This is a genomic window from Microcoleus sp. Aus8_D2 (genome assembly GCF_036702665.1).
In the GTDB taxonomy this organism is placed as follows: Bacteria; Cyanobacteriota; Cyanobacteriia; order Cyanobacteriales; family Microcoleaceae; genus Microcoleus.
In genome coordinates this window covers 29,703-56,131 of record NZ_JAUBUN010000002.1, presented here as the reverse complement: position 1 = coordinate 56,131, position 26,429 = coordinate 29,703, and the positions used below count along the sequence as shown (strand labels likewise).

15 protein-coding genes are annotated in these 26,429 nt (G+C 47.1%); 9 read left to right on the top strand and 6 right to left on the bottom strand.

All coding sequences use genetic code 11. The annotated features are described in order from the left end of the window. Positions 1-304 precede the first annotated feature (304 nt). The 9 genes from QUB64_RS02170 to QUB64_RS02130 all read left to right on the top strand — a co-directional run bounded on the left by QUB64_RS02170 (position 305) and on the right by QUB64_RS02130 (position 13,896). The gene (locus QUB64_RS02170) at positions 305-2,857 is read left to right on the top strand and encodes a CBS domain-containing protein (RefSeq protein WP_333266037.1); all 2,553 of its coding nucleotides are present in this window, start codon (positions 305-307) and stop codon (positions 2,855-2,857) included. A gap of 52 nt (positions 2,858-2,909) precedes the next feature. Then, positions 2,910-3,308, top strand: a complete 399-nt coding sequence (locus tag QUB64_RS02165) for a response regulator (RefSeq protein ID WP_333266035.1) — start codon at positions 2,910-2,912, stop codon at positions 3,306-3,308. Then, positions 3,305-6,466 (top strand): PAS domain S-box protein, encoded by a 3,162-nt coding sequence (locus tag QUB64_RS02160; protein ID WP_333266033.1) that lies wholly within the window; start codon positions 3,305-3,307, stop codon positions 6,464-6,466. Before QUB64_RS02165 ends, QUB64_RS02160 begins: the two co-directional genes overlap by 4 nt. 302 nt (positions 6,467-6,768) lie before the next feature. After that, a complete protein-coding gene (locus QUB64_RS02155; RefSeq protein ID WP_333266031.1) occupies positions 6,769-8,706 on the top strand; it encodes a response regulator in 1,938 nt (645 codons plus the stop codon). Further along, positions 8,707-10,614, top strand: coding sequence for a PAS domain S-box protein (locus tag QUB64_RS02150; RefSeq protein ID WP_333266029.1), 1,908 nt, complete (start codon positions 8,707-8,709; stop codon positions 10,612-10,614). A gap of 328 nt (positions 10,615-10,942) precedes the next feature. After that, positions 10,943-11,260, top strand: a complete 318-nt coding sequence (locus QUB64_RS02145; RefSeq protein WP_333266027.1) for a hypothetical protein — start codon at positions 10,943-10,945, stop codon at positions 11,258-11,260. Further along, complete coding sequence (locus QUB64_RS02140; RefSeq protein WP_333266025.1) at positions 11,257-11,724, top strand: response regulator; 468 nt, start codon at positions 11,257-11,259, stop codon at positions 11,722-11,724. Before QUB64_RS02145 ends, QUB64_RS02140 begins: the two co-directional genes overlap by 4 nt. 261 nt (positions 11,725-11,985) lie before the next feature. Beyond that, entirely contained in the window at positions 11,986-13,647 is a 1,662-nt protein-coding gene (locus QUB64_RS02135; RefSeq protein ID WP_333266023.1) for a diguanylate cyclase domain-containing protein, read from the top strand. A 12-nt stretch (positions 13,648-13,659) separates the two neighbouring features. Beyond that, complete coding sequence (locus QUB64_RS02130) at positions 13,660-13,896, top strand: hypothetical protein (protein ID WP_333393952.1); 237 nt, start codon at positions 13,660-13,662, stop codon at positions 13,894-13,896. An 81-nt stretch (positions 13,897-13,977) separates the two neighbouring features. On the opposite strand, the gene QUB64_RS02125 is transcribed toward QUB64_RS02130, so the two are convergent. From QUB64_RS02125 to QUB64_RS02100, 6 genes are all read right to left on the bottom strand, one after another. Further along, entirely contained in the window at positions 13,978-14,109 is a 132-nt protein-coding gene (locus QUB64_RS02125) for a hypothetical protein (protein WP_333266019.1), read from the bottom strand. Between the two features lie 16 nt (positions 14,110-14,125). Continuing rightward, positions 14,126-16,939: a hybrid sensor histidine kinase/response regulator gene (locus QUB64_RS02120; protein ID WP_333266017.1), complete on the bottom strand. Its 2,814-nt coding sequence runs from the start codon at positions 16,937-16,939 to the stop codon at positions 14,126-14,128. Between the two features lie 639 nt (positions 16,940-17,578). Beyond that, a complete protein-coding gene (locus QUB64_RS02115; protein WP_333266015.1) occupies positions 17,579-17,908 on the bottom strand; it encodes a hypothetical protein in 330 nt (109 codons plus the stop codon). 547 nt (positions 17,909-18,455) lie between these two features. Beyond that, a complete protein-coding gene (locus tag QUB64_RS02110) occupies positions 18,456-24,647 on the bottom strand; it encodes a PAS domain S-box protein (RefSeq protein WP_333266012.1) in 6,192 nt (2,063 codons plus the stop codon). Positions 24,648-24,998: 351 nt separating this feature from the next. After that, positions 24,999-25,496, bottom strand: coding sequence for a chemotaxis protein CheW (locus tag QUB64_RS02105; protein ID WP_333266010.1), 498 nt, complete (start codon positions 25,494-25,496; stop codon positions 24,999-25,001). Positions 25,497-26,006: 510 nt separating this feature from the next. Beyond that, positions 26,007-26,372, bottom strand: coding sequence for a response regulator transcription factor (locus QUB64_RS02100; RefSeq protein ID WP_293175153.1), 366 nt, complete (start codon positions 26,370-26,372; stop codon positions 26,007-26,009). Positions 26,373-26,429: the final 57 nt, after the last annotated feature.

Below are 26,429 nucleotides of genomic sequence, written 5' to 3'. Positions count from 1 at the left end.
CCCCCTCGCATACCCCCTACTCCCCCTGGTGGGAGGGGAGTAGGGGTTGACGCAAGAGAATACTCTTGTCCCCCCCTTGGTTCGGGGAGTAGGGGTCGAGTAGGGGGCAAGTTAAGGGGGGATCGGGCTTAACTGAACTCTTTAGGACTATAGCACTAGAAATTATACCGATGCGCCACCAAAAATGCAACTTGAGACTGATGTAAAAGCTGGATTTGGGTCAGTGTGCCGCGATCGTCAAATCTCAAATCTAAAATGGTATTAATTGCGGGTTCCGCCTGCATCTATCTCCCTTGATTTGCCCATGTCAACAACAGTTTCTGATACCCAAAGCTTGCTAGAACAGGCGATCGACCCCAAACCGCCGGTACTGCCTCCAGACACGCCCTTGAAAGTCGCGATCGCCGCCATGACTCAGGCGAGCGCCAGTTGCATTTTAATCGCTGTTGAGGGGCAACTGCTCGGCATTTTTACAGAGCGCGATGTTGTGAAAATAACTGCCAGCGAAATACCGCTAGCGGGGGTGGCAATTTCTGAGGTAATGACTCAAAATCCGATCGCCATTTCCTTGGATCGAGCGGAGAATATCTTCAAGGTATTGGGCATATTGCGATCGGCAAAAATCCGTCACTTGCCCCTCACAGACGATCGCGGAAACTTGCTGGGTGTCATCACCGGAGAAAGCATCCGTCAAATCCTGAAACCGGGCGACTTGCTGCAAATGCGGCGCGCTGAAGAAATTATGATCGCAGAAGTAATAGTTGCCTCAACTAGCACATCAGTTTTAGAAGTCGCAAAACTGATGGCAACCCAGCGCAAAAGCTGCGTAGTCATTTGCACTGAGTGCGACAAAAAAAATCAGAAACCTGTGGGCATAATTACAGAACGCGACATTGTTAAATTCCAAGCTGCCGGACTCGATTTCGCCGGCACTCTTGCCGCCGCCGCCATGAGTTTTCCCCTGATACCGTTGCAGGTAAAAACCACATTGTGGCAGGCTCACCAGTTCATGCAGGAACACCGCATCCGGCGCTTGGTGGTGGTGGACGAGGCAGGATATTTAGCCGGAATTGTGACCCAAAGTACGCTGCTGCACGCCTTAGATCCGGTAGAAATGCACGCGAATGTCGAGCTTTTGCAGGAAACAGTTGCCGAAAATATCCAGGAGTTAAAAAAAGTGAACGAACAATTGCAAAAAGAAGCGCTTCGGAGAACAGAAGTAGAGGAACAGTTGCGGCTTTTAAATGAAAATTTAGAAGAAGAAATTAAACAGCGAACTTTAGAATTAATTAACGCTAACAGTCAGTTAAAAAAGGAAATACAAGACCGCGCCACCGCTGAAGCTGAAGTCCGCCGCCTCAACACCGAACTCGAACAGCGAGTTCGAGAGCGCACGGTTCAACTAGCAGCCAGCAACCAAGAATTGCAGCAAGAAATTAGCGGTCGCAAATTGCTAGAAGAAAAATTGCACTTTTCTGAAACCAAAGTCCGCGCAGTTTTTGAAGCGATGACAGACATCGTTCTCGTGCTAGACAGTCAGGGCAATATAGAAGTCTTGCCGACCAATACGGCAGCGTTTTCTGAGCCTGATTGCGATATAGTCAGCCTGACGATCGAACATTTTTTTGACGACGAAAACCCGGATGATTGGTGGATGCTAGTTAAGCAAGTGTTAGCCACGCAACAAATGCTCAATTTCGACTACAGCTTAACAGTTTGCGGCCGCGAGATTTGGTTTTCCGCCTGCATTTCTCTGTTCTCAAAAAATGCAGTAATTTGGGTTGCCCGCAACATCAACGACCGCAAACTAGCAGAGTCAGCACTGTGCCAAAAAAATGCAGAATTAGCTCATACCCTGGAAGAACTGAGACGCACTCAACAAGAACTGATTCAATCAGAAAAAATGGCAGCCCTCGGGCAGTTAATTGCCGGAGTTGCCCACGAAATCAATTCTCCTTTAGGAGCGATTCGCTCTTCGGTGCAGAACATCGCCGACTTCTGGGCCGAACAATTGCATCAGTTGCCGATGTTTTTCCAGCAACTATCCCCGGAACGGCAGCAGGATTTCTTTGCCCTGCTGCACAAGTCAATTACTGAAACAGACAACTTATCTAGTAAAGAAAAACGTCAGTTGAAAAAAAGTTTACAGCGGCAATTAGAATCAGAAAAAATTGACGACGCCGACAGCCTTGCTTGTACCTTATTAGATATTGGCATTTCCAATAACCTAGAAGATTTTTTACCTTTGTTGAAAGACAGTCAAAGTCCCAAAATTTTACAAATAGCCTACGAATTTGCTACGGTACAAAAAAGCACTAAAAATATTACTACTGCGACAGATAGGGCAGCAAAAATCGTTTTTGCTTTGAAAAGCTACTCTCGTTACGACCAGTCGGGTGCCAAGGCGATCGCTAATATTACCGACGGCATTGATACTGTTTTAACGCTTTACCACTACCAAATCAAACAGGGTGTGGAAGTAATCAGAAACTATGGTAATGATTTGCCCTCTGTGCTATGCTATCCTGATGAGCTCAATCAAGTTTGGACGAATTTGCTTCACAATGCTTTACAAGCGATGGGCAACAAAGGAGTGTTAAAAATTGATGTCAAACAGGAAGATCGGGCAATATCAGTCAGTATTACCGACAGCGGTCAAGGCATTCCGCCAGAGATTATGCCGAGAATTTTTGAGCCGTTTTTCACGACAAAACCTCCGGGAGAAGGCAGCGGTTTGGGATTGGATATAGTTCATAAAATTATTGAAAAACACCAAGGTCAACTGCAAGTAGAAAGCGTGCCCGGTCAAACCAAATTTACTGTATCCTTGCCCATCGAAATCACGGACGGCAATTAAAAACCAGGGGCAATACGCCGCCAAAATTTAAAATTACAGAGAGTTAAATTTTATGTCGAAACCAGTAATTTTGTGCGTTGACGATGAAGTTGTAATCTTAAACAGTTTGAAAATCCAACTGAAAAAAGAATTTGGCGATGCTTACCTCTATGAAGTAGCAGAAAATGCCGAGGAAGCTCTGGAAATTATTCAGGAAATTGAAGAAGAAGATGAAAGCGATATTTTGGTCATAGTATCTGACTGGTTAATGCCGGGTATTAAAGGAGATGAATTTTTGATCCTGGTTCACCAAAAATATCCCAATATTGTGAAAGTTATGCTGACTGGGCAAGCCGACGCAGTAGCAATTGAACGGGTGAAAGAGCAAGCAAACTTGCAGTGCTGCTTGTACAAGCCGTGGGATGGCAAAGAATTAGTAGACACTATAAAATCTGGTTTGGCAAAAATATGAATAATAAACCTGTGATTATTTGCGTGGATGACGAACCGATCATTCTTGAAAGTTTGAAGATTGAGTTAAAAAAAGCCCTGGGAGAAGAACATTTATTAGAAACCGCAGAAGGCGGCGAAGAGGCTTTAGAGTTGATAGATGAATTGCTGGCAGAGGGTTACGAAATCGTGGCTGTGATTTCTGACTACCTGATGCCGAATATCAAAGGGGACGAATTGCTGAAGCAGATTCACAGAATTTCGCCAAAAACTATCAAAATTATGCTGACGGGGCAAGCAGACCTCGAAGCTGTGGCGAATACTATTAAATATGCTAAATTGTACCGCTACATATCGAAGCCTTGGCAGTCAGAAGATTTGAAGTTGACCTTAAAAGAAGCGGTCAACAGCTATTTTATGGAGAAGCAATTAGGGGAACAAAATGCTCAACTCCAAAAGCTGAATCAAGAATTGGAAACTTTAGTTGAGGAGCGGACTGCACAACTGCGCTTGTCTGAGGAAAAGTTTGCTAAAGCTTTTCGTTCTTCTCCCAACCCGATTACTATTATTAGACTTAAAGACGGTCGTTATTTAGAAGTCAATGAGGCTTTTTGTCAGACAATCGGTTATTCGGTAGCAGAAATTATCGATCGCACGGCGCTTGATTTGAATCTTTGGGAAAGCGAACCAGCCCGCGCCAAGTTGTTTACAATGTTAGACGAACAAAAAATTGTTCGCAATTACGAATTTGATTGGCGCACTAAAACTCGGGAACTCCGAACCGGGCTGGTGTCTGCTGAAATCATTGACATTCACGGCGAAACCTGCGTGATTTCTGTGATTCAAGATATTAGCGATCGCAAATTGGCAGAAGAAAAACTCCGGGCTGTAGCCGCCTCTTTAGCCGCAGCGCAGAGAATCGCCCGCGTCGGCAATTGGGAATGCGATTTTTCTGCGGATACCACTACTTGGTCTGAAGAATTATCTCATATTTTCGGTCTCAATGCAACCCAGGCTGCACCAAGACTAAGTGAGTTTGCCCAATACGTGCATCCGGGCGATCGCCAAAAATGGCAAACAACGATCGACGCTGCTATTGCTAGCGGGCAATCCTACAGTTTGGAATATCGCATCCTCCGCCCGGAATCGACAATTGCTGCGGATAATTGCCCGTCACAGACAAGTGAAGGCGGCTCGATCCGCTACATCGAATCCAGAGGAGAAGTAGTTGTCAACCAACAAGGGCAAGTGACTAAACTCTTCACAACTTTGATGGATATAACTCCCCGCAAGCTGGCGGAAATAGCATTAGCAGAAAGCGAAGAAAAATACCGTCATTTAGTGGAAACTTCCCAAGATATTATCTGGTCTTGCGATGCCCAAGGACACCTGACTTTTGTCAACCAAGCTGTCAAACAAATCTACGGTTATGACCCGGAAGAAATGCTCGGCTATTCTTTTAGCGATTTCTTAGCACCAGCCCAAATAGACCGGAACCGAGAACTTCAGCAGCACTTGCTGACGGGAGATGCTGTGTTTCAGTACGAAAGTATAGTATTAGGGAAAGACGGCAGGCAGATAGATGTCAATACGAAGGCGATCGCGCGATTGGACGGGGCAGGAAATATCACCGGTACCACAGGCACAGCCAGCGATATTACTGAGCGGAAAAAAGCAGAAATAGCGCTGCAAAAAGCCAAAGAAGAAGCCGACAGAGCCAACAGGGCGAAAAGTGAATTTCTCTCGAATATGAGCCACGAATTGCGAACTCCCCTCAACGCGATTCTCGGTTTCACGCAACTGCTGGCCCGCGACGCAGCCCTCGGTACCCACCAACAGGAATACTTGGGAATTATTAACCGCAGCGGAGAACATTTACTCGCTCTGATCAACAATATTCTGCAAATGTCAAAAATTGAAGTCGGGCTGGCGACTCTTAATAACAGCATCTTTGACTTGCACCAAATGCTAAAAAATACTGAAGATATGCTGAAGCTGCAAGCACAAAAAAAAGGATTGCAGTTAATTTGTGATACCACGCCCGACCTCCCTCAATATGTAGAAACAGATGAAAGTAAGTTGCGTCAAGTATTGATTAATGTGGTGGGAAATGCAATTAAGTTTACGGGGGAAGGTGGTGTTAATTTGAGAATCAAACACGAGCTGTTGCCAACAAACACAGATCGCGAAGAGATTCTGCTGGTTGACAATTGCTGCTTGCTCTTTGAAGTGCAAGACACGGGGGCGGGAATTGCGGCCCAAGAAATGGACAATTTGTTTAAGCCTTTTGCTCAGACAGAAAGTGGAAAAAAAGCTCATGAAGGAACTGGTTTAGGTTTGCCGATCAGCAAACAGTTCGTCGAGTTAATGGGAGGGGAAATGACGGTGACAAGCAGCGTCGGTAACGGCAGCATTTTTAGATTTGATATTAAAGTTTCGCTCCCTAATGCAGTGGATATTCAGGTGGCTCAAACAACTCGTCGCGTTGTGGGCCTGGAACCCGGACAGCCGGAATACCGCATTTTAGCTGTGGACGATCGCCTGGAAAGCCGTTTGTTGCTGGTGAGAATGCTGTCATCTCTCGGTTTTGCTGTGCGCGAGGCTGAAAATGGCGTTGAAGCTTTGGAAATCTGGTCGAGTTGGGAACCTCATTTGATTTGGATGGATATGCGGATGCCGGTGATGGATGGCTACGAAGCTACTAAACAGATTAAAGCGCATTTGAAGGGTCAAGCAACGGTGATTATTGCTCTGACGGCGAGTGCTTTTGATGAAGAGCGATCGGTGATTTTGTCTGCTGGGTGCGATGATTTTGTCGCGAAGCCTTTTCGGGAACAAGTTATTCTGGAAAAGATCGCTAAGTATCTGGGTGTCCGCTATGTTTACGATCGAGAAGCTTCGCTAAATTCTGATGCTGTGGCTGGCGGTGACGTTTCGGCGCCGACGGTGACGCCTGATTTGGCGATTGCGCTGAATGCTTCATTTTTTGAAGCTATGCCGATTCAATGGGTTGATGAGTTGTACGAGGCGGCGGATTCGGTTGATAACGAGGAGATTTTTCGGCTGTTGTTGTCGATTCCTCCTGTTGATGCTGGTTTCAGCAGGGCGATCGCCGATTTGGCGAATAACTTCCGGTGCGATAGGATTATTGATTTGATTGAGGAATTTAGAAATGTTTGAGGGAAAAAGCAAGAAGGAAGATCCCAGAGGAGCGGGTTAGACTGTTGCTAAACTTGCTCGCGGGCGATCGGCTAAACGATCTTTGATTATTGTTTAAATCAGTGCTGGATGAAGAAACCTGTTGTTTTAACGAAAATATTTCGTTACGGCCCTGTATCCAGATTGAAAAATCCGGTTTTTTGGGTGAGTTTGAGTAAGTTATGTAAATATGAAAGTAGTTGATTGACGAGCGAGTGCTACAATAACCAGTTAACCAGTTTTATTAATTTCAGCAATTATCAATTTAACAAAAAATACCCTCGATGACCAGCAATCAAAAAGAAGAGAATAAAGGCAACATATTAATTGTTGACGACACTCCAGAAAATTTGCAAGTTTTATCAGCAACGCTGTCGGATCGCGGCTACAAAGTCCGGGGCGTAATTAACGGCAAAATGGCAATCAGAGCCGCGCGTTCAGGTGCTCCAGACTTGATTTTGCTCGACATCAAAATGCCGGAAATGGACGGCTACGAAGTCTGCACGCAGCTCAAGGCAGATCCGAAAACATCAGAAATTCCAGTTATTTTTATTAGTGCTTTAGATGAAGTATTAGACAAAGTAACCGCCTTTCAAGCAGGAGGGGTAGATTTTATCACAAAACCGTTTCAGGTAGCAGAAGTTTTAGCGAGAATCGAACATCAACTGACTATCCAAAGACTGAAAAAACAATTGATCGCTCGCAATACCGAACTGCAACAAGAAATAATAGAACGCAAAAAAGCCGAAGAAACCGCAGCCGCTGCATCCCTAGCAAAAAGTCAATTCGTTGCCAACATGAGCCACGAATTGCGGACTCCCCTGAACGCCATCCTGGGTTTTACGCAACTCATGAGCCGCGACTCTTTACTCAGCCACGAAAATATTGAAAATCTCCGAATTATCAACCGCAGCGGTCAACATTTGCTGGAACTAATTAACGATGTTTTAGACTTGTCCAAAATAGAAGCCGGGATAATTGGCTTAGACGAACGCAGCTTTGACCTTTATCAACTCCTCGATACTCTTGAAGAGATGTTTCAAATCAAAGCTGAAACCAAAAATTTGCAACTAAGATTTTCCGTGCAGCCGAATGTTCCCCAATACATCAAAACTGACGAAAAAAAGCTGCGCGTATGTTTAATTAATTTACTGGGAAATGCCATAAAGTTTACACCAAACTGCGGCAGTATTTGGCTTCGCGCGAGCGTGCAAGCCAACCAGCAGCCTGCAAAATCGGAGATTTCTTCTAATTCTACGTCGGAGGATTACTGTTTTATTTTGTTTGAAGTTGAAGACACGGGAGTTGGCATAGCAACAGCAGAAATTGATAAGTTATTTGAAGCTTTCGTGCAAACAGAAGCTGGCAAACAAGCGGCTGACGGTACGGGATTGGGTTTGACAATTACTAAAAAATATGTAGAGATCATGGGCGGAGATATTGAGGTAGAGAGTGTTTTAGGTGAGGGAACCATTTTTAAATTTAATATCCGAGTATTTTCGGCTACATCGTCTGAAATAACAGTCGCTATATTGCAGCGGGCGATCGCCCTAGAAGCAGATCAACCGGTTTATCGGATTTTAGCAGTTGACGACAATCAAGAAAATCGGCTGCTGCTGGTTAAAATGCTGCAACCAATTGGTTTTGAAGTCCGAGAAGCCGAAAACGGCCTCCAAGCTGTTGAACTTTGGGAAAGTTGGCAGCCTGATTTAATTTGGCTGGATACGCGAATGCCTGTAATGGACGGTTTTGAAGCTGTCAGACAAATTAGAGCTAAAGAGAAACCATCTGGGCGGCGAACTATAATTATTGCTCTGACTGCTAGCACTTTTGAGGAAAGAAAAGGCGAAATTATCGCCGCAGGTTGCGACGATTTTGTGCGGAAACCTTTTCAAGAACAAATCCTCTTTGATAAGATGGCTTCTTACTTGGGAGTGCGCTATATTTATCAAGAGTTGCCCGCACTTCCTGTCGGGGCTTTACGGCGTTATTTTGTGAGCGAAAAACCTGATTCATTTTTCTGGCCGCTGCTGGCCCAGATGCCTCGAAATTGGGTGCAGGAACTCTACGACGCAGTTAATGATGTTAATGAAGAGCTGGCGATTCAAATTGTCGATCGCATTTCGGAAACTCATCTAACTTTAGCTGAGGCTTTAAAAGATTTGCTGGCAGATTACCGACTCGACAGGATAATGGATTTAACTCAATCGATTTTAAAATAAATGGACAAGAGTGAAATTAAAGTATTGGTGGTTGACGACCAACCGAGCAATCTGCGGTTCTTATCCGAGCTGCTAACCGCCCAGGGGTATCAAGTTTATCGAGCTATTTGCGGTAAACTGGCGTTGAAAGCTGCGATCGTCCATTGCCCCGATTTAATTTTGCTCGACATCAGAATGCCGGAAATGAACGGTTATGAAGTGTGTCGCCGACTGAAAGCAACAGCGGAAACCCAACAAATTCCAGTGATTTTTTTAAGCATATTAGATGATATTAATGATAAATTACAAGCTTTTCGAGTGGGCGGCGCTGACTATATTGCCAAACCCTTTCAAGTAGAAGAAGTTTTAGCACGCATTGACAAGCAAGTCTGCTTGCAAAAACTGCAACAGCAACTAAAAGAGCAAAACACTCAACTGCAACAGTCGCAGTCGCTGCTTGCTAGCATCTTAAATAGTTCCTTAGATGGTGTGGTGGCTTATTCTGCCGTCCGCAACAATCAGGGAAAGATTGTAGATTTCCAGTGGCTGTTAGTCAACCCTGCTGCCAACAATATTTCTGGTCGGCCATTAAATGCGATAGTTGGCAATCATTTGTTGGCAGAAATTCCCGAAGTTCGCAATAATGGGTTATTTGATTTGTACGTTTCTGTGGTAGAAACCGGAGAAACTGTAGACCAAGAATTTTATTACGAACACGATCGAGATATAAGTGCTTGGCTGCACATTGTCGCGGTCAAATTAAACGACGGTCTGGCAGTAACATTTCGCAATATCACCGATCGCAAACGAGCAGAAATTGCCCTGCGAGAAAGCGAAGAACGCTTCCGCGCGATCTTTGAGCAAGCGGCAGTCGGCATCGGCAAAACCACCCTTTGCGGTCAATTTCTGCGGGCCAATCCTGGTTTTTGCAAAATTGTCCGCTATGCTGAATCGGAATTGTTACAGCTTCATTGGCAGGAAATTACTCACCCGGATGATATCGAAACTGATACACAATACGTGCGATCGCTGTTATCCGGGGAGATTAAAACTTTTTCTATGGAAAAGCGTTTTATCTGCAAAAATGAGGAAGTGCGCTGGGTGAATGTTACTGTTTCGGCAATGCGCGATGCTGAGGGGACGGCGCAGTATTTGATTTGTGCGATCGAGGATATTTCGGAGCGCAAGCTGGTACAAGAACTGCTGCAATCGAGTTTAGAGACTCAAACCCGCTACGCTCAAGAATTAACTCGTTCTAATGCCGAACTCGAACAGTTTGCTTACGTGGCTTCTCACGATTTGCAAGCGCCTTTGGGCACGATTGCCGGCTACGCTCAACTATTACAAAGGCGCTATCACAACCAACTTGATGCCCAAGGGAATAAATTTATCGAGAATATTGTTAATTCCTGCGTGCGGATGCAGGCGCTGATTGATGACTTGCTGGAGTATTCGCGAGTCGGTCGCAGTCAGAAACCTTTTGAGCTGATAGATTGTAATCAGGTTTTTGAGGATGCTTGCGCTAATTTGCAGTTGGCAATCCGCAAGCATCAAGCTACTGTAATTAGGGACGATTTGCCCATGATAACAGGTGACTGTTTTCAACTCCTGCAACTGTTTCAAAATTTAATTGGCAATGCCCTTAAATACCGTAGCAGCGAGGCGCCGGTGGTACAGGTGGGCGCTGCGCGTCAGGGGGATAACTGGGTGTTTTCGGTGCAGGACAACGGTATTGGCATTCCCGAACAGTACCATCCGCGAATTTTTCAGATTTTTCAGCGCTTGCACACCCAAAAAGAGTATTCTGGAACTGGTATCGGTTTAGCGATTTGTCAAAAAATTGTCGATCGGCACGGCGGCCGGCTTTGGATAGAATCAGCACCCGGTCGAGGCTCGACTTTTTATTTTTCTGTTCCTGTTCCACAGTGAACTCAGCAGTCTGCTTGGATCGGTTAGCAGTCATTTACTCAAACTATAAATCAATACGGTTTACTTAACACTATCTATGCCCCGGAGATCCCCCTAAATCCCCCTTAAGAAGGGGGACTTTAAGAGCTTCTTGTCCCACCCCCTACTCCCCTTGGTTCGCGGGGTTAGGGGGGATCTGTCTTAAGTGAACTGTATTGAACTATAAATATCTTTATCGTTTATTTACACAAATGTTTAGAAAGTGTAGCATATTCACTGATGACATCGAGCTAAAAATCCATCAATATAAATATATTAGCTCGATCCCTATACAACTTAAAAATCAGCGGTGTACGCCAGACTTGTCAGTTTGTTTCAACTGTATCCAGAGCATCTTGCTTTGGGATGCAGTAGTTTCCCTAATAGTTCGCGGACAAGCATTTTTGATGTCTTTGCCGTTTGCCGGTTCTCGGACAGACTGCCAAGTGAAACAAGCATTAGTGGCAAACCTTTGTCAATTATGCAAAACCGCAAATTGCTGCAACACAAATTCAGTGCGATCTGCCAGATTTGCGGGATGATGGCAACAGATGCTTTGGAGGCGATCGGAAACTGCTCCAAGTCGCGCCACCTCACAAAATCCGTTAGTGGTGAGGCCAAGCAGTGAATTATCAAAAGAAAAATGAAAAGAAAAAATTTACTATTTTAATAGCAAACGATGACGAAGACACGCGCTTTTTGGTGGAGGAAGCACTGCGAGAAGTTCGATTAGCAATCAGAAGCGAATTTGTGGAAAATGGAGAACAAGTGCTAGACTATTTGTACCGTCGCGGTCAATATGCTGCTCGCAGCAATTGGCATCGACCAGACCTGATACTTTTGGATCTGAATATGCCGAGGCTTGACGGGCGAGAAGCACTAACTTTGATCAGATGTGACCCCGAGTTGCAACAAATTCCGGTTGTGATTCTAACAACGTCGCATCGCAGCGGAGATATCTTGCTTTGCTACCGCTTGGGCGCGAATTCTTTCATATCCAAACCAGTCACTTTTGAAGGATTGGTGGAAGTAATGAAGATTTTATGCCAGTATTGGTTTGAAATCGTTTCGCTCCCGCCCGTAGATCTGTAAGGTTTAATTGATGGCTAGATCGATCGTTTGAGTGTAAACTGAATTTGATAGACCGACATATTGGCCCGATCGCAAGTTAGTAGGTAGGTACAAATAAACAGGCTGATGGGAAGGGTGGGTGAGAGCAGCGTTCCACTGCCTGCTAGCTAAACATCCGGGTTCAACCCGTCACTAGAAGATATTATTATTGTTTCGTGCCGATCGCCAGTATCGCTCTCAAAACAAAAAAGTTTCCTTAAACCCGCTCCAAACCCTATAGTTGTGTTAACACGTAACCAATGTCTCAAAATTTTGTTGGTTGAGGATGACCTCGCAGATGCGACGCTGATCGAAGATCTTTTAGGGTCATTCAGCGAGGTTCTGTTTCGCCTCCAAACTGTTACATCTCTGGAGATGGGACTGGCGTGTCTGGAAGCAGAAAAGTTTGACGCGGTACTATTAGACTTGTCACTGTCAGACGGCTGGGAGGGAAACGAGGGGATCGCCATCTTGAAAGCCCGATCGCCCACAGTGCCAGTTGTGGTGCTGACAGATATCAACGATGAAAATACGGCGCTGTCGGTATTGCGATCCGGCGCTCAGGATTGTTTGGTAAAGGGAAGATTTCAGAGAACTTTGCTGGTGCGAGCAATCCATTACGCGATCGAACGCCAGCAAGTCGAAGAACAATTGCGGCAGCAGGCGATCCGAGAGCGGCTGTTGGGACAAATGATCGAACATATTCGATCGTCAATAGACGCGGCAAGCATTCTTCAAAGTACCGTTGCAGAAGTGCGCCAGTTTCTCAAAACAGACCGGGTTTTAATTTATCGCTGTCAGGATTGGGCGTCTCAATTTGACGGGGAAGAGCAAAAAGGTGCGATCGTCGCAGGTGATGGTTTGCCCGACGGTTATATTGAAAACCAAAATATTCATGCTGCTTTGGCAGTGTCATGTTGGGTTTTGGTCGAGTCCCAGTCCGTACAAGCAATAGCAGATGTCAGCACTGCCGCATTGTCTAGCAGTTGCAAAGAATTGCTGGCAGATTGTGAAATTGCAGCAGTTTTAAGCGTGCCAATTTGGCAATCTGGCGACTGGGAAACGGCAAACCAAAGACTAGAAGGCAGTGTCTGGGAAGGCGAAAAAAATCAATATGCAGCCGAAAATTATCTCTCGCTGCCGGCTGTTGGCAAACCGCAGGGACAGGGGAAAAGTGCGGCGGAATCTACGGGTGAAAATCGCAATAATTTGTGGGGAATGCTGACAGCATACAATTGTAGCGAGGCGAGAGAATGGCAGCAGTGGGAAATAGATTTTTTACAGCACTTGGCGAATCAAGTGGCGATCGCGATCGAACAGTCTCAACTTTACCGCCAGCTAGCAATAGCCAATCAAAAATTGCAGGAACTGGCAACTACTGACGGACTGACGGGCATTGCCAACCGCCGCCAGTTCGATCGCGTTTTGATGTTAGAGTGGCGCAGATTGGCAAGAGAGGAACTGCCACTGTCTCTAATTATGTTTGACATCGACTTTTTTAAACTTTATAACGACTTTTACGGACACCTCGGCGGCGACGATTGTTTGCGCCAAGTTGCCAAGGCGATCGCCTCTTGTGCCAAGCGGGCTGGGGATTTGCCTGCCCGCTACGGCGGCGAAGAATTTGCCATAGTGCTGCCCAACACCAGCGCCGAAGGGGCAAACATTGTCGCCCGGAAAATTTGCGATCGCATCGCCAGCTTGAAACTGCCCCACGCGCGATCGTCGATCGGCTCCTACGTTACCCTCAGTTGCGGCATTGCAACGGCGATTCCTTCTGGCGAGGCATCTCCCGACACCCTAATTCGCAGCGCTGACAGCGCCCTTTATCAAGCCAAAACCGAAGGCAAAAATCGTATTTGTCACGCCAGCAGCAAGCCGGAATCTTCCCCAATTTTAATGTAATGGGAATGGGGAATGGGGAATGGGGCATGGGGCATGGGGCATGGGGCATGGGGCATGGGACATAGGGCATGGGGCATGGGGCATGGGGCATGGGGCATGGGCACTCGCAGGGCAGTGGGGCAAACAGGGCAGTGGGGCAAACAGGGAATTGGTAATTGGCAAAACAGGGAATTGGCAAAACAGGGAATTGGCAAAACAGGGAATTGGCAAAACAGGGAATTGGCAAAACAGGGAATTGGTAATTGGTAATTGGTAATTGGTAATTGAGAATTGGTAATTGGTAATTGGTAATTGGTAATTGGTAATTGAGAATTGGTAATTGGTAATTTTCTACCCAACTAATGCCCGATGCCCGATGCCCGATGCCCGATGCCCGATGCCCGATCCCCCATGCCCCATGCCCCATGCCCGATCCCCCATGCCCCATGCCCCATGCCCAATGCCCAATGCCCAATGCCCCATGCCCCATGCCCAACGACTAATGTTTGATTAATTTGGGGATTGCTTCTAAAAGTTGGGCTTCACTGTAAGGTTTCGTAAAATATTGATTAGCGCCTAATTCCATTGCCATTTGCCGGTGTTTTTCGCCGCTGCGAGATGTCAGCATGGCTACGGGAATTTTAGCAAAGCGCTGGGTCGATCGCATAGAGCGCAATAATTCAAATCCATCCATCCGGGGCATTTCAATATCGACAATCGCCAAACTGCAATCGAGACCATTTTGCAGCTTTTCTAGGGCATCCAAGCCGTCTTTAGCCTGCACCACCCGGTAACGGGCGCGAGTCAGCATCAGAGATAGCAACTGCCGAATTGTATAGGAATCGTCCACTACCAAAATCTGGGGCGATTGACTCGAAGTCGGCGCCATTGGTGGCGTTTTACCGGACGCAGGGGCGATCGAACTATTGGATAAAGGTTGACCCACCAAATCATCCACATCCAAAATAGTTACAACTTTACCGTCCCCCAAAATCGTACTCCCCAAAACCCCGCGAGGCTTGGATAGAGGAGGCGGCAAAGGTTTAACCACAATTTCCTGCTGGCCGATGAGGCGTTCGACAGCCACCGCCAGCATTCCTTCGGTAGAAGCCAAAACTAAGACGGGAATGTGATCTTGAGTCAAAGGGTCTGGCGAGGGGCCATCGGGCCCGACGAGGCTGTATTCGAGCAAATCTTGCAGCCGCACCAATCGAATAAATTCGTCCCGCCACCACAGCATCGGCTGATTGCCGGCGGTGTGAATTTCCGAGGCTTTGACGTGCAGAATTTCCTCCACTGCATCCAGCGGTACTGCTATTTTATTGCGATCGGTCTTTACCATCAAAGCCTCAGTAATCGATAGCAACAGAGGCAGTTTGATGATAAAACTCGTACCTTTTCCCAGACGAGAGTCTACCTTCACAGTCCCCCGTACAGTCCGCAAATTCGTGCGCACCACGTCAAGCCCGACTCCCCGCCCGGAAAGGTCACTCACTTCCTCAGCAGTGCTGAAACCAGGCCAAAATAGAAAATCATAGAGTTCAGTAATCGAAAATTCTTGAGCTTGTTCTTCCGTCGCTAAACCCTTTTTAACAATTTTGCGGCGAATGATTTCCGGGTCAATGCCTTTGCCGTCATCGGCGATAGTAATAATAGTTTGGCCGCCTTGATGGCGGGCTTCGATTTCAATTTGACCGCTGGCGGGCTTGCCGCTGGCTTGCCGAATTTCGGGCATTTCGATGCCGTGGTCGAAGGCGTTTCTCACTAAATGTACTAAGGGATCGCGCAAAGCATCCAGCAAACTTTCGTCAATTTTGGTATCTCTTCCTACTAGCAGCAGGTTGACATCTTTATCGTAAGTGAGGCACATATCCCGGAGCGCTCTGGGTAGGTGATCGACGGCGCGGCTGAAACTGACGACTCGCAACTGCATGACGCGGCTGCGGAGTTGTTCGGTGATGCGGCGCAGTTGGTCGGTACTGCGCTCGAATTTCATCGCTAAGGTGTCTAATTTGGTGGCGGATTGGGAAATTGCTTCGGCGGTTTCGATGACTTCTGCGGCTGTCGAGTGGAACTCTGTATAACGATCCATCTCTAGGATGTCGAAGTGCTCGTGGGCGATCGAGGATTTGTCGATCGCCATCAGTGGAAATTCTGTTTCATATCCTGCAATTTTTCCTAATCCGGAATTACCGTTTCCTCCTTTCCAGTCTGCAAAACTCAGTCTGTCGTATTCTTCCCGCAACTGGCCGCCGAATTGGTTTAAATCTACGATACTGCGGCGAATGCGTTTGACTTCGCCGCGCAATTCGGATTCTTGCAGTTCCAAATTTGTACGGTTGATGACTAATTCTCCGACTAGATTCACCAATTCAGTTAGCCGTTCTAAGTCTACGCGGATTGTCGGCCTTTGTGGGTTGGGGAGAGGGGATTGGGGAGAGGGCGAGGGGGAAAGGGGGAGAGGGGGAGAGGGGGAGATTGGGGGAGGGGTTTCGGATGCTTGTGATTCGTCTGCGGGTGGGGGGGAGATTTGGGGGAGTTCGATCGCCTTTCCGTCTAATAGGTGTTGGCGTGCGGTTTGCAAATTTTGGGCGATCGCCCAACCGTCGGATTGCAAGCGTTGTAAAGTCAAGTCTGGAGAGTCGATCAAATCTCTCAGAGGTTCGGCGACTTTCCCAAAATCCGGCAATTGCAGCATTCCAGCCAAGCCGGAGAGTTGGTAATAAACCTGGTTGAGGGCGGTGACGCTTTTTGGTAAATCTGCCTCCGAAGCTTGGGAAAGCTCGGTTTCCAGGCGATTGAAGATTGGCGGCAATTCGTGTTCAAAAATCAGTTTCAGGGTTTCTGGGGCTGCCGATCGACTGGCTGCGGGGACTGGCGGCGGCCCCGGCTTGCCGTATTTTGCCTCGAACTGAGCCTGAATTTGGGCGATCGCCTCCAAGTTTTCGGTTTGATCTGGAGTGTTGACATCCGAGTGCACAATTGCTTCGGTCGAAATCTTTTTGAGAATGTCCACCCCTTGCAGCAAAACAGTTACAGTGGCTGGTTCCAGGGCCGACAAGTCCGTGCGATCGCGCAAAATGACAAAACAGTCCTCCAGCGTGTGAGCCGCCGCCGACACGTTTTGAAAGCCCAACATCGAACCCGCACCTTTAATCGAGTGAGCGGCCCGAAACATTTCTTTAACAGCCGCTTGTCGCCCTTTCAAATCGGCGGCTTCCATCGCCAGCAGGTGCGTCTCCATTGACTGGAGAAACTCTTGGGTTTCTGCGGTAAAAGCATCTATTAATTCGTTTAAATCATCGTCATTCATATAAATTATTAGTCATTTGTCATTTGTCATTTGTCATTTGTCATTCTTTTAATTATGTCCGGTTCATTTACCGTAATCTTAGTAGGGGCGGGTTCACCCTAATTTATAACTCTCACCGACAATCTACATAAACCCGCCCCCACCCAACGACTCAACCCAAAACTTTCTGATAAACCATGTTTCTCGCCTCAAATAATCTCAGAAACCGGGTTGATTCCTAGATTTATCGTACTCAATCCAAAACTTTCTCATAAACCCGGTTTCTCGCCTCAAATAATCTCAGAAACCAGGTTTGTTCCGAGATTTCTCGTACTCTACCAAAAACTTTCTCATAAACCCGGTTTCTCAACCCAAATAATCTCAGAAACCGGGTTGATTCCTAGATTTATCGTACTCTACCGAAAACTTTCTCAGAAACCCGGTTTCTTGCCTCAACGACAGAAATGCGATCGCACTTTTTGCGTTGAGGGCGGGTTTATGTAGATTGTTGGTGGGAATTAAAGATTATTGGTGAACCCGCCCCTACAGGAATTGTGCGATTTAACCTAATTTCGTGTGACAACTAACAACTTCCTCCTTATTTTTGCTGAATGACTGATGACTGATAACTAAAAACCAACTGCGGAAATTATTTTTTTCCTAATCGTTTGAACTCAACAAACTTTCTAACGAACTTTCTTTCGTTATTTGCGATCGCAATCCAAGCTGTTGCCGCACTGCTTGCAATGATTTTCCTCTTTTTCCCTTCGGGCGATCGCTTGGAGGCGGCACATCGGAAGCAGAAATTACTGGCTTTTTTAGAGCAGCAAGAAATAAGTTTAATTCTTCTTGAAGTTCTTCGACTGATTCTCCTTCATGTGCGGTTTCTTTTTCGGCGCAGGCTGCGATGGCACCCTTGTCGTCATAATAAACAGTGCGGATTGTGTACCCGCCATCCTCCAAAAATACTCGATAATCCCAGTACATCATAAATCTTCCTCTTCTCCTTGAAATACGTATTTATTCCCAGGCTTGGCAGCGATGCGCTCTATACTGACAATTTTAACTTGCTTGTCAACAGCAATAAAATTGGTTTGTAGTGAGGACTTTAGTCCGCATCAATGAATCAATCCCGCCCATAAAAATTGGTTAGTAGTGAGGACTTTAATCCGCATCAATGAATCAATCCCGCCCATAAAAGTTGGTTTGTAGTGAGGACTTTAGTCCGCATCAATGAATCAATCCCGCCCATAAAAATTGGTTTGTAGTGAGGACTTTAGTCCGCATCAATGAATCAATCGCGCCCCAGAAAAATTGGTTTGTACTAAGGACTTTAGTCCGCATCAATAAATCAATCCCACTACATCATAAATCTTCTTGTCCTCCTTGAAATAAGTATTTCAGGCTTGGCAGTGCTGCGCTCTATACTGACAATTTTAACTGAGTTGTCAACGTTAATAAGATTGGTTTGGCGTGAGGACTTTAGTCCTTAGATTTATGCGGACTAAAGTCCTCACTACAAACCTTTGACTGATGACTAACTGCGGAAATTCGCTACCGACTTTTGCAATTTGCTGACAGAACCGGATAGATCGTCCAAAGATGCTTTAACATCGGAACCTTTTTGTGCAGTTGTATTCGCAATCTCGTTGACTTGCTGCATACTGTTAGAAATTTCCTCAGCAGAAACAGTTTGTTTTGCCGAAGCGCGAGTAATATTCTGCACCAAAGCATTCATTTCTCGACTAACTTCGATGATTGCATTCAGGTGAGTTTTAGCTTCGCTGGCGAGCTTGGTACCTTCGACTACCTCCAGCGTTCCCGATTCCATTGCTTTCATCACGCGGCTGATTTCTTCTTGAATTGTACCGACAATTTCCGAGATTTCCTCAGTAGCGCCGGCCGATCGCTCTGCCAGCTTCCGCACCTCTTCGGCAACAACCGCAAAACCCAAACCTTGTTCGCCCGCTCGTGCCGCTTCAATCGTAGCATTGAGAGCTAACAAATTGGTTTGCGAGGCAAGTTGAGAAATCGAAGTGACTATTTTGCCGATTTGTTGCGAAGATTCGCCCAAACGCTTCATCATTTTTGAGGTAGAGGCGATCGTCAATCGCAGCTCGTTAATCCCTTCGACAGCGCGATCGACCGCCAGCCCCCCAGCTTCAGCGGTGTGAGAAGACTGCTGGGCGACGGTTTCGGCGCGCACCGAAACATCTCGCACGTCGCGGATCGAATTCACAATCCGCTCGATTTCCCGCATGATCGCAGATATTTTTGTTGCTTGAACTTCCGCCTGTTGGGTGAGTTCGCTGGTATTGTTAATTGACTCGCCGGTGGCAGATGTTACCTGTTCGGCTAAAGTTTGAATTCCCGTTACCACCTTCCGCAGAGAACCGATTAAGAAGTTAAAAGAGTCGGCGACAGCACCTAAAACATCGTTAGTCACTTCCGCCCTGACTGTCAAATCGCCTTGAGCCGCGCCTTTAATTTCTCCCAACATTTTGAGAACTTGCTGCGTCATCGAATCAGCTTCTGCTTTGCGTTCGGCTGCTAATTTTTCCAGTCTTTCTTCTGCCTCTTTGCGCTCGGTAATGTCAAAGCGGATGGCGATATATTTGACAATTGTGCCGCTGGTATCGAAGATGGGGGCGATCGTCGAATCAACCCAATAAAACGAGCCATCTTTGCGCCGATTTTTTAGTTCCCCTTTCCACACCAAGCCGCGAGAAATTGTCAGCCACATTTCAGCAAAAAATGCTTTGGGATGGTAGCCGGAATTGACAATGCGGTGGTCGCGGTGCAGCAGTTCTCCCATGCTGTAACCGGAGATTTGGGTGAATCTTTCGTTGACGTAGGTAATCGTGCCTTTGAGGTCAGTTTCGCTGACGATCGCAGCTTCGTCGAGGGCATTTTGCCGCGTTTTGAGTTCTTGCAGCAAGCGTTCCTGTGCCTCTGCCAACTGCTGCATTTGTTGCTGCGATGCTCTTTCCTGGGTGATGTTGCGGCAAACGACTACACCGCCTTTGAGCGCCCCGGTTTCGTCTTTAAGCGGTTTGCCGCTAATTTTCACCCACAGCCCCTCCGGCTTGGCTGCGTGGCGGGTGAACAGCTCTACTTCGTGTACTGATTCTCCTCGAATCGTGCGGGCTAAAGGGATGTCGGCTGCGGGATAGGGAGTGACGGCATCGGGCAAGAATAAACCGTATTTGCCCGACCACTCGTGGGGGAGAGTATCTGTCGCACCCAAGCCAAAGATATTTTCCGCGGCGGGGTTGAACAACACAAAATTCCCATTTTCGTCAGCAGCAACCACGCCGTCGCCAATGTTGTCTATTAATAATTGCAAGAGATTGCTTTGCCGTCTAAATTCGTCTTCAGAACTGGCTAATTGGGCTGTGGTTTCTTGCAATTGACTAATTCTTTGTTTGCTTTCGGTAATGTCGCGCGCGACTGCATACATGATCTTTTCTTCGGCTAGCGGTCGCGCTTTCCAGGACAGCCATTTGTAGGAACCATCTTTGCAACGGTAGCGATTTTCAAAAGCTATTGTTTCGGCGCCGCTGGCTATTTTTGCTGTTTCTGCTAAGGTTTTTTCGATGTCTTCGGCATGGACAAAATCGATAAAAGATTGGTCTTGCAGTTCTTCTACTGTGTAGCCGAGGGTTTTTGCCCAAGCGGGATTGAGGCGCTTGAATTTGCCTTGAAAATCGGCGATGCAAAGCAAGTCGAGGGAGAGGGTGAAAAACCGATCGCGCTCTGCTTCGGCTTTTTTGCGATCGGTAATTTCGATCGCCACACCACCGACGCCGATGGGTTTGCCATCAACTCCCGCCAAAGGAAAGTAAGAAGCCAGCCAATCTCGGATCGCGCCCGGTTGATTGACGGTGGTGCCTGAAACTTCGATGTTTAAAAGCGGCTCGTTGTTTGCCAAAACGCCCTGCAAAATCGGCTGTAGAGTATCAACCATGTCCGGTACAACTTCTCTCACTGTCTTGCCGAGGTGTTCGGCAACTGAGACGCCGGTAGTTTCGGCCAAACTTTCGTTTGCTTGCACGAACCGCAACTGGTCGTCAAAAATAAACATGGAAGCCGGGGCTGCTGCGAAAAATGCGTCAAAGCGGGATTGACGCAAAACTAATTCTCGTTCTAGGGTTTTGCGATCGGTGACTTCCAGGATGAAAGCACCGATACCGATGGGTTTGCCGTCCTCTCCCGGCAAAGGAAAGTAAGAAGCCAGCCAATCCCGAAACACATCAGGGCGGGCATTCGTAGGGTGGGAAACTTCGAGGTTTAAAATTGGTTCGTTGGTACTAAAAACCTGCTGGTACAGCGGGCCAATAATCGGTGCCATTTCCGGTTCAGCTTCCCATACGGTTTTGCCAATGTATGCTGAAGTCGGCTGGCCGCCGAGTTCGGATAATTTTTCGTTGAACTGCACGAACCGCAGTTGGTCGTCGGTGATGAACATTCCCGCTGGTGCTGTGGCGAAAAAGGCGTCAAAGCGAGCTTGACGCAAAGCGAGTTCTCGTTCTAGGGCTTTGCGATCGCTGAGGTCACGGCCTTCTGGAATTAAGAGCACGACTTTGCCGCTCTCGTCTTTGATGGGTTTGAGGGAGAAGTCAACGGTTGCTACTGCACCGCCGGCAACTAACACGTCGGCTTCGTAGCGGACTACCTCGCCGGCGGCGGCTTTGACGATCGCCTCTTGCACTTTTTGCTTGGCTTCTGGGGAAATTTGCCACCACTGATTTTCGGCAAACTGGGTACCTACCAAGTCTTCGCGCCCCATTCCGGAGACTGTCAGGGCTGTTTGGTTGACTTCTAAGACGGTGCCGTCGGGTTCCAGCAGCCCGATTAATTGGAAGGATTGGTCAAAAATGGCTTGGAACAGTCTTTCGCGATCGCGCAGCATCTCTTCTGCCCGCTTGCGCTCCCTGATATCGCGGGTAACAGTCGCGACCCCTGCGGGTTCCCCAGTTTCTGGATTTTTGACAATAAATAGGGTAAAGTCAACCGGAATACTTTCACCTGTCTGAAAATTTCTTGTCCGGAATTCCCCCTGCCACAAACCATCTCGCAGAGTTGCTGGCAGAATCTCTTCTCTGAGAATCTTAGCGTCTTCTGGTGCGAGGAAGTCATACATTATTTTGGTTTTGGCTTCTTCAAAATTTTGCAATCCCGCTAGTTTAATTCCCGCGGCATTTAGGTATGTCAACTCCCCATCTAAGCTAGCCGTACCGATAAAATCCGAGCTGCTTTCCACCATTGAAATCAATCTTTTGTTTTCAATTTCTACTTGCTTCTTTACTGTAATATCGTTGTTAGTTTCCAAAATGGCTTTGGGTTTTCCCTGTTCGTCTCGCTGCAAATTCCAGCGACTGAATACTGTTATTTTGGTGTGGTAATTGGTGGTGTGAATTAATTCTCCTTCCCAATAATCCCGCTCTGCTAACTGTGCCGATATTATTTCTAAAGGCTGGGGAAAGATGGTGTGCAATAGAGTATGAGTCAGTTGACCCACAGCTTCTTGTTTTGTGAAGCCGTACATTCTCTCGGCGCCTTGGTTCCAATAATTAATCGTGCCGTCTACATCTCGAACGATCAAGGCATCACTGGCGAGGTCGAGCATTTGTAAGTTTTGCTCCAAGATTTGTTCGGTGCGCTTGCGTTCTGTGATGTTGCGGGCGATCGTTGAGATAAATTCAACTTCTCCGTTCAGAGATTTGTGGGCAATAATTACTTGAGAAACGGGCATTTCTTCGCCGTCTAAAGTCTGCCAAATGGTCTCGCCGCTCCACACTCCATCCCGACAGGCTGCGGGGATGCCGACTTGCATCAGAATGTCCATACTTTGGGGCGCTGTCACGTCGGAAATGCTGATGCCGGCTAAATCTGAGTCCTCGCCAACTCTCAACATTTCTCTGGCGGCGCGGTTGAGATAGATGCTGCGCTGTTGGGAGTCGGCCATACCTACCCAGTCGGTTGTGGTTTCTAGGATTGCTTTGAGGCGCAATAGTTCTTGTTCGGATTCGCGGCTTTCTGTGATATCGCGCCCGAAGCCGAGAACGCCTATAATGTTGCCGGATGCGTCTTTGAGGGGCAATTTTTGGGTGTCGAAGATGTGTACTTTGCCGTCTGTTAGGGTGGCGAGGTCGTTGGGGTTGCGGATAGCCCGATCGGCGAGTACGGCTGTGTCGTCAGCGCGCCAGCCTTGAACTTGTCTTTGAGGATCTGTTTGGGTATCGAGGTTGCCGAATATTTGCTCTGCGGGTACGTTGAGTTCTACGTCGTCTTTGCCTAGCATTTCTGCTTGAGTTTTGCCGAAGGCGGCGGCGAAACCTGCATTGACTAGGCTGTAGCGGAAGTTTCGATCTTTGACGAAGATCAAGTCTGGGGTGGCGTCAATGACTGTGCGCAGCAAATTTTGAGAGCTTTCAGCCTCGGCGAGTGTTTCCCGCAGTTGTTCTTCCATTCGCACGCGCTTGGTGATTTCTCTAATGGCACAAACGAGGATTTTGCTGCCGGATGCATCTACAAAAGTAGATTTTTTTACGGACAGAAAACGGGTATTTCCGTCTGGCTCAGTAATGGTTTCTTGGGTTTCGCTGCTGCTGTTTTTCAAAAAAACTAATTTGTTTTTTTGTTCATATATGTCTGCTTGTTGTTTGGGCAAGAAGTCGCGGTAAGCTCTGCCAATTAGTTCCGATCTGCTGCGACCTATGTATTCACAAAAGGCATCATTTAATGCTAGCCAGCGGTGCTGTTCGTCTTTGACGTAAATCGGGTCAGGGATGGTATTAAGGATGTTGTTTAAGAATTGTTCTGAGGCTTTTAATTGCTCTTGAACTGCGGTGCGATCGCGAATTTCCTCTTGCAATAGTGCGTTGGTTTCTTGAATCTGCTGGGTTCTGTCATTGACTCGCTGCTCTAGTTCTGCGGTTAGCTGCTGCAATTGCGATTCTATCTGTTTGCGCGCTGTAATGTCGCGGCCTTCGGCGAGGATTTGAAATACTTGTCCTGTTTCATTTAACAGGGGCTTAAATGACACGTCAATTACTCTCACCTGGTTGTTGACATCGGTAATTTCGTATTCTTCCCGCACAAATTTGCCTGTCGAGACTTGTTTGATGTTGGTTTTGAGTCGCTGCTGGTTGGTTGAGGATGATGCCCACCAAGGTGTGTGCCAAAATTTCATCCCGATCGCTTCCGATGCTTCCAAATCGCCCAATTCTAGGGCTGTCTGATTGGCTTCGAGCAGAGTACCGTCTGGCTCCAATAACGCGATTAGTTGAAAAGCTTGGTCGAAGATTGCCTGAAATCGCTGGGTAGTTTCGCTGAGGGCTTGTTCTGTTTCTTTTTTGGAGGTCAGGATTTGGGTGGAACCTACTAAGAACTCGTAGCGGTTGGACAAACTCAAAAAGGCGATCGCCGGAATGACAGTTATCCAATCCGACACAGTTTGCGCTACCGGGGAGTGTGGCAATCCCAGGTATTCGGCTGCGTGCCCGCTGTGCCCGAAAGCGCAGCTCCAAAATATGGCTGCTGTGACTGTGGCGAAGATGTCGAACCCGAATTGACGGTTTCGCCACAAACCTAAGCTGATCAGTGAGGCGATCGCAAAGTAACACAAAGAAATGATGCAATTAGCTGTCCCAGCTACCAGCGAGGCGGAGAAGTCGGGTAATGTTAGGGTGAATGTCGTGGCGAGAGAGCTATAGAAAAGTGTCATGATAAGATTAAGAATTGGCAAATTAAATGCGGGCGATGGATAGATTTTAGATTTTAGATTTGGGCATGGGGCATGGGGCATGGGGCATGGGGCAAACAGGCCAAACAGGCCAAACAGGGATTGGCTAAATAGGGAATTGGTAATAGGTAATAGGTAATAGGTAATAGGTAATTGGTAATAGGTAATAGGTAATGGGTAATGGGTAATCGGTAATTGATTGTCAACTATCAACTGCAAACTATCAACTGCCAACTGCCAACTGTCAACTGTCAACTGTCAACTATCAACTGCCAACTGCCAACTGCCAACTGCCAACTGTCAACTGTCAACTGTCAACTGTCAACTGCTTAATTACCAGCGTTCGGAATGAGCGATCGCTTCGACATCGACTATCATGAGCAAGCGTCCTTCGGAATTGTACAAACCTTTTAAGAACGGAGCTAACTCAGGGCTGACATCTACTGCTGAAACAGTGCGATCGGGATTTAGAGACAAAACTCCTTCGACGCGGGAGACAGCCAAGCCCATCCGCATTTTTGACAATCTCACGTCTCGCGGATCGGGCGCTTCCACCACTAAGATGCGGCTGCTTGGGTGGTGGGTGTCAACCGGCTCGATCCCAGCAAACCGTCCGAAGTCTGCTGCTGCTAGGATTTCGCCCCGCAAGTTGGTTAGTCCCAGCAAAAATGGTAGGGTGTTGGGAACCGGGGAAATCGGTTGTTCCTTGAGGGAAAGGACTTCCCGCACTGCTTCTAGCTCTACGCCAAAGAGACTGCCTCCTTGACCGAAAAGGAGAAATTGCTTTGTTCCACTTGTCTGATTCCCCACCGGGGGAGCAGTTGTTTTCATTCGGGATTTTTTGCTTATAGTGCAATACGGTTTACTTAAGGATTTTTGACGATTTTATTAAGTCAACCAGATTACGGTAGGGGCGCGTGCCGGCGAACAAACCATGAAATAATTGACTGTATCAAGGTCGGCACGCGCCCTGTTAAGTAAACCGTATTGGCTTATAGTGTATCTTAACAAATGATGATTTTGCGTTGCCAGCAAAGCCGATCGCCCCGAGAGTTTTTCAGGAGCGGTTTTGCAGGATCGCATGGTTAAATAAATAGCGGGCTGGGCAACTGGAATGATTGCTATGATTATATGTACCACTTTTAAGGAATTTAGCAACCCTGTTTGTAGAAAAAAACGGGGTTTCTCGCTATGATATTTTGTGAAAGCTAATGAAGACTTGATATAGCACTTCTCAAGTGAATAAGGTCAATCGTGATTATCAATTCCCAATTCCCAATTCCCAATTACCAATTACCAATTCCCCATTACCTGATTATTAGGAGAAGTGCTATATTTTGTTTAGGCCCAAAGCAGTCGCTGCACGATGTTGACAAGTTGCTGAGGTTCAAATGGTTTGCTGACGTAAGCGTCGGCGCCTAAATCGGTTCCCCAAGCTTTATCGATATCGGTGTTTTTATGAGTACAAAATACTACTGGTAAGTGTGCCGTTGCGCGATCGCCCCGCAATTCTCTGATCACTTCAAATCCGTTCATTCGCGGCATCACTACGTCTAAAACCACGAGATCCGGGGGCACTTCTCGGATCAGGGCGATCGCTTCTTCACCGTCGCCAGCCCGGATCACCTGCATTCCCGCATCTTGAAGAATGCGACAGATGATTTCCAGTTCGCTGGGAACGTCGTCCACTACTAAAATTTTTGACATAATTCCACACTTCCTTACTATTGTTGACGGCCGACAATCTCGTTCCAGAAGCTACTG

Coding starts and splice junctions, on each gene's coding strand:
- QUB64_RS02130 (WP_333393952.1), top strand. CDS start 13,660: ATGGGGAATGGGGCATGGGGCATGGGGCATGGGGCATGGGGCATGGGA.
- QUB64_RS02160 (WP_333266033.1), top strand. CDS start 3,305: ATGAATAATAAACCTGTGATTATTTGCGTGGATGACGAACCGATCATT.
- QUB64_RS02115 (WP_333266015.1), bottom strand. CDS start 17,908: ATGATGTACTGGGATTATCGAGTATTTTTGGAGGATGGCGGGTACACA.
- QUB64_RS02170 (WP_333266037.1), top strand. CDS start 305: ATGTCAACAACAGTTTCTGATACCCAAAGCTTGCTAGAACAGGCGATC.
- QUB64_RS02110 (WP_333266012.1), bottom strand. CDS start 24,647: ATGACACTTTTCTATAGCTCTCTCGCCACGACATTCACCCTAACATTA.
- QUB64_RS02105 (WP_333266010.1), bottom strand. CDS start 25,496: ATGAAAACAACTGCTCCCCCGGTGGGGAATCAGACAAGTGGAACAAAG.
- QUB64_RS02165 (WP_333266035.1), top strand. CDS start 2,910: ATGTCGAAACCAGTAATTTTGTGCGTTGACGATGAAGTTGTAATCTTA.
- QUB64_RS02150 (WP_333266029.1), top strand. CDS start 8,707: ATGGACAAGAGTGAAATTAAAGTATTGGTGGTTGACGACCAACCGAGC.
- QUB64_RS02120 (WP_333266017.1), bottom strand. CDS start 16,939: ATGAATGACGATGATTTAAACGAATTAATAGATGCTTTTACCGCAGAA.
- QUB64_RS02125 (WP_333266019.1), bottom strand. CDS start 14,109: ATGGGGCATTGGGCATTGGGCATTGGGCATGGGGCATGGGGCATGGGG.
- QUB64_RS02155 (WP_333266031.1), top strand. CDS start 6,769: ATGACCAGCAATCAAAAAGAAGAGAATAAAGGCAACATATTAATTGTT.
- QUB64_RS02100 (WP_293175153.1), bottom strand. CDS start 26,372: ATGTCAAAAATTTTAGTAGTGGACGACGTTCCCAGCGAACTGGAAATC.